The 12,529-nt window shown below is 69.2% G+C and carries 14 protein-coding genes and 2 pseudogenes; 6 read left to right on the top strand and 10 right to left on the bottom strand.

Annotated features, from left to right (window positions below):
- The first annotated feature begins 134 nt into the window (after positions 1–134).
- From ACFHYQ_RS26420 to ACFHYQ_RS26400, 5 genes are read left to right on the top strand one after another with little or no spacing between them, the layout of a single operon-like run.
- Complete coding sequence (locus ACFHYQ_RS26420) at positions 135–1,076, top strand: ABC transporter permease (protein WP_394303844.1); 942 nt, start codon at positions 135–137, stop codon at positions 1,074–1,076.
- Positions 1,073–1,987, top strand: coding sequence for an ABC transporter permease (locus ACFHYQ_RS26415; protein ID WP_394303843.1), 915 nt, complete (start codon positions 1,073–1,075; stop codon positions 1,985–1,987). Before ACFHYQ_RS26420 ends, ACFHYQ_RS26415 begins: the two co-directional genes overlap by 4 nt.
- Position 1,988: 1 nt before the next feature.
- Positions 1,989–3,062 carry an ABC transporter ATP-binding protein gene (locus ACFHYQ_RS26410; protein WP_394303842.1) on the top strand — a complete coding sequence of 358 codons (1,074 nt, stop codon included), beginning with the start codon at positions 1,989–1,991 and terminating at the stop codon, positions 3,060–3,062.
- Positions 3,059–3,922, top strand: coding sequence for an ATP-binding cassette domain-containing protein (locus ACFHYQ_RS26405; RefSeq protein ID WP_394303841.1), 864 nt, complete (start codon positions 3,059–3,061; stop codon positions 3,920–3,922). Before ACFHYQ_RS26410 ends, ACFHYQ_RS26405 begins: the two co-directional genes overlap by 4 nt.
- The gene (locus ACFHYQ_RS26400) at positions 3,919–4,737 is read left to right on the top strand and encodes a hypothetical protein (RefSeq protein WP_394303840.1); all 819 of its coding nucleotides are present in this window, start codon (positions 3,919–3,921) and stop codon (positions 4,735–4,737) included. The genes ACFHYQ_RS26405 and ACFHYQ_RS26400 overlap by 4 nt, the downstream gene beginning before the upstream one ends.
- On the opposite strand, the gene ACFHYQ_RS26395 is transcribed toward ACFHYQ_RS26400, so the two are convergent.
- The 10 genes and pseudogenes from ACFHYQ_RS26395 to ACFHYQ_RS26350 all read right to left on the bottom strand — a co-directional run bounded on the left by ACFHYQ_RS26395 (position 4,725) and on the right by ACFHYQ_RS26350 (position 11,664).
- Positions 4,725–4,889, bottom strand: coding sequence for a hypothetical protein (locus ACFHYQ_RS26395; RefSeq protein ID WP_394303996.1), 165 nt, complete (start codon positions 4,887–4,889; stop codon positions 4,725–4,727). The two genes, ACFHYQ_RS26400 and ACFHYQ_RS26395, sit on opposite strands and share 13 nt — an antisense overlap.
- 106 nt (positions 4,890–4,995) lie before the next feature.
- A pseudogene (locus ACFHYQ_RS26390) lies at positions 4,996–5,214 on the bottom strand (long-chain fatty acid--CoA ligase); the annotation flags it as partial.
- A gap of 97 nt (positions 5,215–5,311) precedes the next feature.
- Positions 5,312–5,749 (bottom strand): annotated as a pseudogene (locus ACFHYQ_RS26385) (AMP-binding protein); the annotation flags it as partial.
- Between the two features lie 133 nt (positions 5,750–5,882).
- The gene (locus tag ACFHYQ_RS26380; RefSeq protein ID WP_394303839.1) at positions 5,883–6,479 is read right to left on the bottom strand and encodes a PaaI family thioesterase; all 597 of its coding nucleotides are present in this window, start codon (positions 6,477–6,479) and stop codon (positions 5,883–5,885) included.
- Between the two features lie 88 nt (positions 6,480–6,567).
- Positions 6,568–7,695, bottom strand: coding sequence for an acyl-CoA dehydrogenase family protein (locus ACFHYQ_RS26375; protein WP_394303838.1), 1,128 nt, complete (start codon positions 7,693–7,695; stop codon positions 6,568–6,570).
- Position 7,696: 1 nt separating this feature from the next.
- Positions 7,697–8,914, bottom strand: a complete 1,218-nt coding sequence (locus tag ACFHYQ_RS26370) for an acyl-CoA dehydrogenase family protein (protein ID WP_394303837.1) — start codon at positions 8,912–8,914, stop codon at positions 7,697–7,699.
- Between the two features lie 161 nt (positions 8,915–9,075).
- Positions 9,076–10,272, bottom strand: coding sequence for a lipid-transfer protein (locus tag ACFHYQ_RS26365; protein ID WP_394303836.1), 1,197 nt, complete (start codon positions 10,270–10,272; stop codon positions 9,076–9,078).
- Positions 10,269–10,679: a hotdog family protein gene (locus tag ACFHYQ_RS26360; RefSeq protein ID WP_394303835.1), complete on the bottom strand. Its 411-nt coding sequence runs from the start codon at positions 10,677–10,679 to the stop codon at positions 10,269–10,271. The genes ACFHYQ_RS26365 and ACFHYQ_RS26360 overlap by 4 nt, the downstream gene beginning before the upstream one ends.
- Positions 10,676–11,113, bottom strand: a complete 438-nt coding sequence (locus ACFHYQ_RS26355; protein WP_394303834.1) for a Zn-ribbon domain-containing OB-fold protein — start codon at positions 11,111–11,113, stop codon at positions 10,676–10,678. The genes ACFHYQ_RS26360 and ACFHYQ_RS26355 overlap by 4 nt, the downstream gene beginning before the upstream one ends.
- Complete coding sequence (locus tag ACFHYQ_RS26350; RefSeq protein WP_394303833.1) at positions 11,110–11,664, bottom strand: FAS1-like dehydratase domain-containing protein; 555 nt, start codon at positions 11,662–11,664, stop codon at positions 11,110–11,112. Before ACFHYQ_RS26350 ends, ACFHYQ_RS26355 begins: the two co-directional genes overlap by 4 nt.
- Before the next feature lie 185 nt (positions 11,665–11,849).
- Here ACFHYQ_RS26350 and ACFHYQ_RS26345 point away from each other — a divergent pair, with 185 nt between their 5' ends.
- The gene (locus ACFHYQ_RS26345) at positions 11,850–12,437 is read left to right on the top strand and encodes a TetR/AcrR family transcriptional regulator (RefSeq protein WP_394303832.1); all 588 of its coding nucleotides are present in this window, start codon (positions 11,850–11,852) and stop codon (positions 12,435–12,437) included.
- Positions 12,438–12,529 lie beyond the last annotated feature (92 nt).

The following is a 12,529-nucleotide window of genomic DNA, read 5'->3' as shown; positions in this document are numbered from 1 at the left end:
GTCGAGAAGCGAGACCTCAGGCCCGGGCCAGATCCACAACGTGGGCGAAGCGCCCGTCGACCCTTGAATCGTCGGCTCGGAACCCTATTCGAAAAACCACTCCATCGCTCATCTATTCATCGAAGGGGCACGGCATGCTGCGTCACGCAGGTAAGCGACTGCTCGCAGCGATCCCACTGTTGTTCGTGGCGCCGCTCCTGGTCTTTCTCCTGATCGACTTCGCTCCGGGCGATCCGGCAGTGATCTTGGCCGGTGATGATCCGACTCCGGAGCGTATCGCGGCGATCCAAGAACGACTGGGACTGGCGGATCCGGTCTGGGAACGCTATCTGCGGTGGATGGGCGGCGTGCTTCAGGGAGACCTGGGGCAGTCGCTGATGTCGGAGCAGTCGGTGACGGACATGATCCTGCGGCGGATGGGCACCACGATGTCGCTGGTGCTGTTCGCGATGGTGATGGCGGTGGCCGTGGGCGTCCTCATGGCGATCCTGGCGTCGCTGCGGCCCGGCGGCGTCGTCGACCGCCTGGTGAACTGGCTGGCTTCGATCGCGATCGCGATTCCGGCGTTCTGGTTCGGAATGGTGCTCGCGTCGCTGTTCGCGGTGACCTACCAGCTGTTCCCCGCGTTCGGGTTCGAGCCGCTGTCGGAGGGGTTCTGGCCCTGGCTGTCCCATCTCGTCCTGCCCGGCATCGCGCTCGGCCTGCTGCCCGCCGCCGAGGTGACGTTGCAGCTGCGGTCGGCGCTGGGACAGGTACTCAAGTCCGACTACGTCCTCAACGCCCAGGCGAAGGGGATGAGTCCGGGCGCGGTCCTGTTCAAGCACGCGTTGAAGAACGCCTGCATCCCGGTGGTGACCGTGCTCGGCTTCCGGGTCGCCGAAGTGCTCGCCGGCTCGGTCACCATCGAGATGATCTACAACATGCCCGGGCTCGGCAGCCTCGCGGTCGACAGCGTGCTCAGCCGCGACATCCCGGTGCTGCTCGGCTTCGTCCTCTTCTCCACGAGCGTCGTCGTCGTGGTGAACCTGCTGGTCGACATCTCCTACGGCTACTTCAATCCGAAGGTGCGCGCATGAAGAACGTCACCGCCCCGCCCGAAGACCCCGTCGACGCACCCGACGACCGACACCCGGAGCCCGTCCAGCCCGGGATCCTACGCGGCATCCTGCGTCGCAGGTCGACCATCTTGGCGGGTGGGTTCCTGCTCCTACTCGTCCTGGCCGCCGTGCTGGCCCCGGCGATCGCGCCGTACGACCCGGACGTCCAGGACGTGCTCCAGCGGCTGCGACCGCCCAGCGCCGAGCATCTGCTGGGCACCGACGACTACGGCCGGGACGTGCTGAGCCGCCTGATCTACAGCGCCCGGGTATCGCTGCAGGCGGCCGCGCAGGCGGCGGCCGTCGCCCTGGTGATCGGCCTGCCGCCGGGCGTGGCCGCCGGATATCGGGGGGGATGGCTGGACACGGCGCTGACCCGGATCATGGACGCCCTGATGAGCGCGCCGTCGCTCGTGCTGGCGATTACGATCGTGGCGGTGCTCGGCCCCGGGATCACCAACGCCATGCTGGCCATCGGAGTGATCATGGCGCCCCGGTTCTTCCGGGTGGCCCGCGCCGCCACGATGGACGTGCGGCACGAGACGTACATCGAGGCGTCCATCGCGTTGGGCTGTACCAACGCGCGGACCGCGGTGCGGCACATCCTGCCCAACGTGATGCCGCCTATCGTGCTGGTGATCTCCGTGTCGCTGGGCACCGCGGTGGCGGCGGAGGCGAGCCTGAGCTTCCTCGGCCTCGGCGTCCGCCCGCCGACGGCCAGCTGGGGGTCGATGCTGTCCACGGCGTCGTCGAACATGGGCCTGGCGCCGTACCTGGTGTGGCCGCCCGGAGTGATGATCTTCCTGACCGTTCTGGCCTTCACCTATCTGGGCGACGGCGTGCGCAAGGGCCTGCTGCGCAGCCGGTCGGCGAGCAGCAAGGGAGACTGACGTGACGGCGCGAGCGCGACAGCGGGAGGCGGACGGTCTGCCGCTGCTTGAGACGCAGGACCTGACGGTGGAGTTCCCGACCCCGACGGGCGGATGGATGCCGGTCGTGCAGGGGGTGTCGTTCACCGTGGGCCAGGGCGAATCCGTCGCGCTGGTCGGTGAGTCGGGATCGGGCAAGACGGTCACGTCGCTGGCGGTGATGGGGCTGACCGGCGTCACCGGCGGGCGCATCGCGGGCGGCTCGGTGAGATTCGACGGCCGGGAGTTGACCGCGCTGCCCGAACGCGAGTGGCGCGCTCTGCGCGGCCCCGGCATGGGCATGATCTTCCAGCAGCCGATCCGCAGCCTGAACCCCGCCTTCACGGTCGGAGACCAGATCGCGGAGTCGGCCCGACGACACCTGGGGTTGAGCCGCAGGGCCGCCAGGGCGCGTGCGGTCGAGATGCTCGACCTGGTGCAGATCCCACGGGCAGCCGAACGCGTCGACGACTATCCTCATGCCTTCAGCGGGGGGATGTGCCAGCGGGTGATGATCGCCATGGTCATGGCGTGCAACCCTCGTCTGCTGATCGCCGATGAACCCACCACCGCGCTCGACGTGACGGTGCAGGAGCGGATCCTGCAGCTGCTACGGGACCTGCAGGAGCAGACGGGGGTATCGCTGCTGTTCGTCAGCCACGACCTCGCCGTAGTGGCCGAGCTGTGCCAGAAGGTCATCGTCATGTACGCCGGCGAGGTGGTGGAGCAGGGCACGGCGGCGGACGTGTTCCTGCGGCCCCGACATCCGTACACCGCAGGCCTGCTGGCCGCCATCCCGAAGCCCGGCCTGCGCGCCGACCGCCGCCTGGAGACCATCCCCGGCAGCATCCCCGCGCCCGGCGCCTGGCCCGAGGGATGCCGGTTCCACGGCCGGTGTCCGTACGGCGTGCCCGGCAGATGCGACTCCCGGCACCCAGACCTGACCCCGGCCGCCCCGCACGACCCGAGAGGCCTGAGTGACCCGAACGGCCCCGCGGGCCGGGCCCGTTGTGTCCGTACGGAGGAGATCGAACTGCGGGGAGTGACGGTCGCGTGAGCCTGCTCGAAGTCTCAGGAGTGTCCAAGTCCTTCGTGACCGGCCGCGACCTTCTCGGCCGACCGGCCCGCAGGCATCACGCCGTACAGGACGTCGGCTTCAGCATGGAGAAGGGCGAGTGCCTCGCCGTGGTGGGCGAGTCCGGCGCCGGCAAGTCGACCCTCGGCCGGATCGTGCTGCGCCTGATCAGGCCGGACACCGGGCGGATCACCTTCGACGGAGTCGACGTGCTCGCGATCGGCTCTCGGGAGATGCGCCGGCTGCGGCAGCGCATGCAGATGATCTTCCAGGATCCCTACAGCTCACTGGATCCCCGGATGAGCGTGGCCGAGGCCGTCGCCGAGCCGTTGCTCGTGCACACCGATCTCGACCGGGCCACACGGTCGCGGCGTGCCGCCGAACTGCTGGACCGCGTGGGCATCGGCCGCAGATATCTCGGCAGATATCCCGCCGAGCTGTCCGGCGGGCAGTTGCAACGGGTGGCCATCGCCCGGGCGCTGACGCTCAATCCCAGCCTCATCGTGTGCGACGAACCCGTCGCCGCGCTCGACGTGTCGGTCCGGGCGCAGGTGCTCAACCTGCTGCGCGACCTGCAGGAGGAGCTGGGACTGTCCTATCTGTTCGTCAGTCACGACCTGGCGCTCGTGGAGGTCATCGCCGACCGCGTGATGGTGATGGCCGGGGGCCGCGTCGTCGAACAGGGCGGCGTCCAGCAGATCTTCCATTCACCCACCCACGAATACACCACGCGACTGCTGTCCGCCATCCCGGTACCGATGCCGCGCGACGCCACCGGGCGGCGCATGATTCTGGGCGGCTCCGGTCCCTCGGCACATCCGAAAGAGGAGGCAACCCCATGACCACGCCGCAGACGGCCACACGGGTCTTCTTCGCGTTCCCGCACCTGACCGATCCCCGCCGGCACGGCGACTACAACGCGTGGCATCAACTCGACCACCGCCCGGAGAACCTGGCCCTGCCCGGGGTCATCCACGGTGACCGCTGGGTGCGCTCCCCGGACTGCCGGGCGGCCGGAACGGCCGACGAGTGGTTGCGCGAGGCCGACTATATGGCGATGTACTGGTTCGCCGAGCCAGCCAAGCAGAGCATCAAGCAGTGGCGGGAACTGGGCGACACGACGCTCCAGCAGGGCCGGCGGCCCGACCTGGAGTGGACCAGCCGCCCGCTGATGGGCACCTTCCGTCCGGTCAGGGGATATGTGCATCCGCGGGTACGCATCTCGGCAGCAGCGCTGCCCTTCCGGCCGCACACCGGGATCCAGGTGTTCGTCACCGCTGTCGACGACGCGAATGGACCGCAGGCCGAGACGCTGTTCGACTGGTACGACCGGGTACGGATCCCACAACTGCTCGGCACATCCGGCGTGGCCGGGGCCTGGTCATTCCGCAGCGAGACGGTGAGCGTGGCCGGCGCCGACGGCTCGCCGCAGCCGCTGACCGACTCCACGATCCGCATCATTCTGTGTTATCTGGACGCCGAGCCCGTCGAGGTCGCGCGCGAGATGGCCGCACGCGAACCCGGATGGACGGCCGCTGAACCGCCGCCAGCCGGCGCCGCCCGGGAACGGGTGCTGCTGGCCAGCCCGCTGCGCACCATCCAGCCCTGGCAGTGGGATTGGTTCGACCGGCGGGACGGCGATGGTCAGCCGCGATGAGTGGGCGCCGTCGCCAGCTCGACCTGCGCGCGGTTGATCTTGCCGGTGGCGTTGCGCGGCAGGGTGGGGACCTTGTAGCGGGCGATCCCGGCGAGCATGTGCTCCCGCAGTTCGTCCTCGGTGACCATCGCACCGGGTGCCACGACCACCACCGCGGCCACCTCCTCGCCGAGATCGGCATGCCGAGCGCCGAGGACGAAGCTGCAGCGAGCCGAGGTCGTACTTCGCGAGGTCTCCGTGCTCGACCAGCCGTGAGATCATCGTGGGTACGGTGTCCCAGTTGGTGATCCGCTCCCGCTCGATGAGCCGGAGCACCCGGTCGATGTCGAACCGGCCGAGGTGGATGACGGCGAGGTTGTGCAGCGCAGCGATGTGGAACAGCGTCGTGGCGAGCAGGAACCGGCGGTCCGTCTGCGGGCTGCCCAGTTCGGTCGCGACCGCGTCGTTGAGCAGGTGGAACCAGCAGGCGGCGATCATGTTCCGGTGCGAGCGGGCCGGCCCTTTGGGCCGCCCCGGTCGTGCCGCTGGTGAAGAGGATCACCGCGGGGTCGTCCTCTTCGGCCACGTCGTCGGGCAGTACGGCACCGCTGTGCCGGGCGATGAGGGCCGGCACGTCCTCCTCCACCGACAGCACGGGGATGCCGGGATCGCCGGCGAGTTTCCGGCGGGGAGCGTCGGCGACCAGGACCTTGGGCTCGGTCAACTCGATGCCGTAGTCGATCTCCGGACTCGCCCACATCGAGTTCATTCCGACCGCGATGGCGCCGAGCGACACGGCGGCCCAGAACGTGGTGATCCATTCTGGGTTGTTGGCCGAGCAGATGGCGACGCGATCGCCCTTGCCCACGCCGTACTCGTCGCGCAGTGCCACCGCGAGGGCGGCCACCGCGGCGTGGTGGTCGGCGTAGGTGAGCGTGCCGCTCTCCGTGACGAGGTATTCGCGGTCGCCGAACGCGACCGAGGCGCGCAGCAACTCGCCGAGTGAGCGCTGCCGGTTGGCGAAAGCCTCCATCGGCTCGCCGAGCACGTCTTCGACGCGGATCTCGAACGCCTCGCCAGGTGCGGTGAGACGTGTCACCACCTCATCCCTGGTGGTCATACGTGACCTCCCTCCTGTCAGTCGGACCGGTGCCCTCGGTCGGACGTCACGTGCCGTCGATCTCGATGAACAGCCCGCGGGCCTCGACCGTCCGACGCCCCTCGTGCTCGATCCAACCCTCCGCGGTGATCTTTCGTCCGGAGATCTCCGCGATCCGGGAACGCAGGTCCAGTGGCTGGTCGAGCGGCGTAGGACGCAGGTAACTCAGGTCGAGACTCGCGGTGACCGCCCGCCTGCCCTGTGCCTGGATCAGGACCCCGAGCATGCAGTCCATCAGGCCGGCGCTGAAACCGCCGTGGAGCAGGTCCGGCGGTCCCTCATACAGTGCGTCCGGGGTCAACCGCGCCGTGGCACCGTCGCCGTCGAAGTGGATCTGCAGCGGAATGCCGAGCGGGTTGTACGCGAACAGCGGCCACGGGTGATCCGGGCCCGCCGATCGGGCCGTCGCCGGCCCGTCGAACGGCGCGCGGACCACCCTCGGGCGAGCGCGTTTGCCGAGCATCCGGGCGACCTCGGTCAGCACACGCTCGGCCGCGCGCATCTCGTCGAGGTCCATGTCGGTCACGGAGGCCGCGAGCATGACCTCTCTGGTGGCGGCGACCAGGTCGTTCGCGGCCTGCTGCCGCTCGGGGGTGATGTCCATGGCCGTCACCCTCCGTCGCCGCCGCTCCCCCGGTCCGCGTCTCTCCCGGCGAGCAGCTCCGCGGGAAGGGGCGGAGCCGACGGCCGGGTCATCCGAGCATCCCGAGGGGGTTGCCGTCGTCGAGGGCGTCACCGAGTTCGGCGGCCACGGCGTCCGCGCTGCCCAGCGAGAACGCGATCTGCCGGCCCCACAGGAAGTAGCGGTGGATCGGGTAGTCGACATCGGCGCCGATGCCGCCATGCAGGTGCTGGGTGGCGTGCACAACCCGCAGCCCGCCGCGTGATGCCCACCACTTGGCCACGAGCGTCGCGGCCTCGGCCGCCTCCTCCTGGCCGATGTCCATCAGCCACGCGGCCTGCTGGGTGGTGAGCCGGATGCTCTCGGTGTCGAGGTAGGCGTCAGCGGCCCGTACGGCGACGGCCTGGTTGGTGGACAGCGGCCGGCCGAACTGGACCCGCTCGGAGCTGTAGGCCGCGGTCATCCGCAGCGCCTCCTCGCACACGCCGAGTTGGAGCGCCGACAGCGCCAACCGGGCGCGCCGCCGGGTCCATCGCGCGATCTCACCGCCGTCGCCGGGCAGCACGTCGGCCGCGGCGACCGTGGCGCCGTCGAACCTGACGGCCGCGTGGCTTTCGCGGCTGGTGACGCTCAGCGGCGTGATGCCGACACCGGCCTGACCAGTCGAGACGATCATGACTGCGGTCTCCCCCGACGACAGGGCGACCGGCACGACGATCGCGGCGGCGGCCTCGGCGCCGGGGACGGAGACCGGCTCTCCGTGCAGCGTCCAACTCTCGCCGTCCCGCTCGGCGCGGACCTCGGGCGCGCCCGGCGCGCCGTCGAACGCTCCGGTGACGATCGACGATCCGTCCAGCATGCCGGGCAGCCACCACTCGGCCTGCTCGGGGGTCCCGAAGTGGGCGATCGGCAGGGCGGCCATGCTCAGCATGGCCCACAGTGGCACCGGGGCGACCCGTCGGCCCTGCTGCTCCAGCAGGGTGACCAGCCCGAGCATGCCCAGTCCAGCGCCGCCCGCCTGCTCCGGCAGCGCGACCCCGAGGAGCCCGGCCTCGGCCAGGAGCGACCACAACCGCCGGTCGAACCCGCCTTCGGAGATCTCGACCTCGCGGACCCGCTCCACCGAGGCGTGATCGGTGATGATCTCCGCTGCCAGGTCCCGCATCGCCCGCAGGTCGTCGTCGAGTTCGAAGTCCATCTCAGTTCCTCCCACTCCTGGCCGGCTGGGCGGCGTCGCCGCGGCGCCGGGCGGCCAGCGTCATGCCCAGGCACTTGGCCGCCACGATCTCGCGCATCACCTCGTTGGTTCCGCCGCCGAAGGTGTTGTTCTGCGCCCTGCGGCCGAGGGCCTCCACCCGGCCCGCCAGCACCGCCCCTTCGCTGCCCGGCCGGATCAGTCCCCGGGCGCCCAGGATCTCCTGCAGCATGCCGTACGCGCTGACCACGGCCTCGGTACCGAAGATCTTGGCGGCGGCGGAGTCACCGCCCCCGAGGGTGTTGGCGGCGACGTCGGCGACCAGCCTCAGGTTGATTAGGTCGGCGGCGCCGAGCAGCGCGTAGACCTCGGCGAGCTTGGCACGCACCCAGGGCACGTCGAAGAGCCTGCCGTCTCCGACACGCTCCCGCTTGGTCCACTCCAGGACCTGCGCGAACAGCTCCAGCGCGATGCCGCCGCGGGCGGCGAGCGCCACCCGCTCGTGGTTGAGCTGGTTGGTGATCAGCGTCCAGCCGGCGTTGAGCTCGCCGACAAGGTTGGTGACGGGCACCCGGACGTTCTCGTAGTAGGTCGCCGCGGTGCTGATCCCGCCGACAGTGTGGATCTCGGTGACCGAGAAGCCGGGGGCCGAGGTCGGCACCAGGACGACGGAGATCCCCTGGTGGCGCGGCGCTTCGGGGTCCGTTCGGACGGCCAGCCAGATCCAGTCGGCGTAGACGGCGGCACTCGTGAAGATCTTGTTGCCGTTGATCACCAGTTCGTCGCCGTCGAGCTCCGCCCTGGTCTGCAGCGACGCGAGGTCGGTCCCCGCGCCCGGCTCGGTGTAGCCGATCGCGAAAATGAGGTCGCCGGCCAGGATCTTCGGCAGGAAGAAGTCCTTCTGCTCCCGCGTCCCGTGCTTCATAAGGGCCGGAGCGACCGTGTTCAGCGTGACCAGCGACAGCGGCGCGCCGGCCCGGATCACCTCGTCGTAGAAGACGTAGAGCGCCTCGGGATCCTCTCCGCGTCCGCCGTACTCGGTGGGCCAGCCGAGGCCGAGCCAACCGTCCCTGCCCATCTGGCGCAGGATCCGGCTGAACGTCGGACCACCCTCGGTCTGGTCCATCAGGTCACGGCGGTCCTCCTCGTTGATGATGTCGGCGAAGTACGCGCGCAACTCTTTGCGCAACGCCGTGGACTTCAGGGACAGAGCCGGATACATGGGGATGCGAAACTCCTTTTCAGGAACGAATCAGGTCTGATCGCCAGCCTTATCAGGGGACGCTGGGCGATCACGTTGAGCTGGATCTCGATCGTGCCGCCCCCGATGAGGTCTTCGGTGGCGCGGGCGCGCCCGGCACGCTCTGCGCAGGTTGTCGACGCTCAGTTGTCGGTGCCGAGCACGATCGCGCTGTGCGGTACGGGTGACCCGCCGGTGACCAGCACGTTCTCGATCCGCTTGGCGGGCTGGTTGACGGAGGTGCCGCGGATCAGCCGTACGCCTTCGGCAATCCCGTTGACTCCGTGGATGTAGCCCTCGCCGAGTTGCCCGCCATGGGTGTTGACGGGAAGCCGGCCGTCGACCTCGAGGTCGCCGGCCGCGATGAAGTCCTTCGCCTCGCCGAGGCTGCAGAAGCCGTACTCCTCCAGTTGCAGCAGCACCATCGGGGTGAAGGCGTCGTACAGCACGGCGGCGTCGATCTGGTCCGGGCCCAGGCCGGCCTGGCGCCACAGCTGTTCGGCGACCAGCCTCACCTCGGGCAGCCGGTCGATGTCCTCGCGGTAGTAACTGCTCATCGAGATCTGCTGCGGGCCCACCCCCTGGGCGGCCGCCCTGATCACCGCGGGCGGATGCGGCAGATCCCGGGCCCGCTCGGTGCTCACGATGACCAGCGCCTGTCCGCCGTCACTCTCCTGGCAGCAGTCCAGTAGCCGCAGCGGCTCGGCGATCCAGCGGGAGTTCTGGTGGTCCTCCAGCGTGATCGGCCGCCTGTAGAACCACGCCTTGGGATTGTTGGCCGCGTGCTTGCGCGACAGCACCGAGACCCGGCCGAAGTCCTCGCTGGTGGCGCCGTACTTGTGCATGTACAGCATCGCCAGGAACGCCTCCTGCTGCGCCGGAGTCAGCAGGCCGTACGGATTGATCCAGTTCCGATACTCCTGGTCAGTGGAGGGGGTGTAGGCGAACGGCGGCGGCCCCGCGCCAAACCGGTGACCGGACCGCTCGTTGAAGGCCCGGTACACCACGACCACGTCCGCGACCCCCGACGCCACCGCGAGCGCGGCCTGCTGCACCGGGGCGCACGCGCCGCCCCCGCCGTGCGGGATGCGGCTGAAGAACGACAACTGGGGGATGCCCAGCGCGCGGGCGACCGCGATCTCCGGGTTGTTCTCCATCGTGAACAGGGAGAACCCGTCCACCTCCGACACGTCGATCTGGGCGTCGTCCAGAGCCGCCAGCACGCACTCGACGGCCAGTCGCCATTCACTGCGGCCGGAGTTCTTGGAGAACTCGGTCGCCCCGATGCCCGCGATCGCCGCGGCGTCCGAGAATCCGCCCGGAAGTCCTCCCGCGGTCATGCCCTTCCTTCTTCCGGCCACGCCACCGTCACGTCGGCGGTCACGTGGACACCGCGCTCATTACCGCCGATCACCCGTAACGTCGCCGAATCCGCGCCCGCTGCGGTGATCTCGCCGGAGAAACGCATGACGTCACCCGGGAACGCGGGCACCCCGAGCCGGAGTGCGACCCTCTTGATCCGGGAGTACGGGCCGGCCCAGTCGGTCACGTAGCGGTCGACGAAACCGTTGGTCGAGTTGATGCTCATGAAAATGTCCGGTGTGCCACGCTGCTGCGCCTTACCGGGATCGTGGTGCACGTCCTCGAAGTCCTGGGAGGCGATGGCCGCGGCGACGATCGTCGTACGGTCCAACGGGACATCGAGCGTCGGCAGCGCCGTACCGACCGTGCGGTCCTGCGGGATCATTCCGCTCCCCCTCCCGGGCCGTGGAGTTGGGGCAGGACCGCGCCGTGTGCGTGCTCGGCGAAACCCACCTCCAGTTCCATGCCGAACTCGATCTCCTCCCGGTCGACGCCTGCGATGTCGGCGACCAGCCGGATCCCCTCCTCCAGGTCGACCAGGCCGACGATCAGCGGGTAGTCGAACGCGTCGTCCTTGGGGTGGTGAATGACCGTGTAGCTGTGCAGGGTGCAGCGCCGGCTGGACTCGACCGTGTCCCATTCCAGCGAACGGCACTGCGGACAGGCCGGCGCAGGCGGATGCCGCAACGTCTGACAGTCCGCGCAGCGCTGGATCTCCAGCCGGCCCTCGGCGGCGGCCCGGAACCAGAACTCGTTGTCCTGGGTCACCACGGGCCGCGGCACCACCGTACGCACGGCCTTCTCCGGTGCCTCACTCATTCCGTCTCCTCTCGCGGTCCCGGCTTGAACCGCAGCAGCCGGAACCGCTCCTCCGCCAGCGGATCGCCGTCGGAGTTCACATACTTCTTCAGCAGGGTGATGAAGCAGCCCTCGCCCAGCACGGTCCGCTTGAACGGCGAGATCGCCTCGATCGTGAAATGTGTCGTGACGTGGTCGCCCGGATGCAGCTCACGGACGTACTCCTGCTCCACGTTGGTCGCGACCACGGATGTGTAACCGGCCTCATCCAGCATCCGCATCAGCCGCGAGTAGGCGAAATCCTCGACGTCTCCCTCAGCACGCAGCCGCTGGACCTCGCGATACCTGCGATATCCTGCCATCACCCACGCCGAGATCATCGCCGGGGGGCACACGACATCCGGTCGGCCTGTGGACCGGGCCGCCTCCCGGTCGACGTACACCGGGTTGGCGTCGTCATGCGCCTCCACCCAGTTGCGGATCATCGCCTCGTTCACCGCATACCTCGCGACCCGCGGCGGCTCGGCCTCACAGCCGACGAACCGGCCGAGCTCCGCTTCGAGACTCTGCACGCTCACTTCCCCCAATCACTAGTTGAGCAAGCGCTTGGTGCGGTACGCTAACATCGCGAACAGAACCCCGACAAGTGGCCCCGCTGATACCGAAAGACCGAGGTGACGGTCTGGTCCGAGGGACATGGGCTCGGCCCGCAATCGTCGATGAACCGCGTGAAGCGGCAGCAGCCACGGAGGACGCCTTGGGCCCGACGCCAGACCGGCGCGAGCAGATCCTCGCCATCTCGGCGGAACTGTTCGCCGCCAAGGGGATCGCGGCGACCACGGTGCGCGACATCGGCGAAGGCGCCGGAGTGTTCTCCGGCAGCCTCTACCACCACTTCAAATCGAAGAACGCCATCGTCACCGAAATCCTGGGCGACTTCATGAACGATGTTCACCGTCGGTTCGCCCGGGTGGCCGAGCACACCCGGACACCGCGGGAGACCCTGCGGGGCCTGATCCGGGAAACACTGGTGACCATCGACCAGCATCCCCACGCGACGGCGATCTACCGGAACGATCGGCAGTACCTGCGCGACAACGGCCTGCTCGAGCCGGTCGACAGCGCTTCCCGCGGGGTCCGGGACTACTGGATGACGGCGATCAGGGCCGGCATCGCGGACGGAAGCCTCCGCGATGACATCCCCGCGGAGATCTTCTACCGATCCGTCCGCGACTCGCTCTGGGCGACGATGCACTGGCCCATTCGCCGTGGCTACTCCACGCCCGAGTTCGCGGACCTGCTCGCCAAGCTGTTCTTCGAGGGATTCGCCGCACATCGCGACTGACCGGGGCAGGCGAGGGCGCGACCACCACCGGAGAGAACGGAGTGTGCTCGGATGGGTGCGCCGATCGGAGGTAGTCCACGTGCGTTACATCC

The sequence above is a fragment of the Sphaerimonospora cavernae genome (assembly GCF_042435035.1).
Taxonomy (GTDB): Bacteria; Actinomycetota; Actinomycetes; order Streptosporangiales; family Streptosporangiaceae; genus Sphaerimonospora; species Sphaerimonospora cavernae.
Note: the sequence above shows the minus strand (reverse complement) of the source record. Positions and strands in the feature narration are given on the sequence as shown.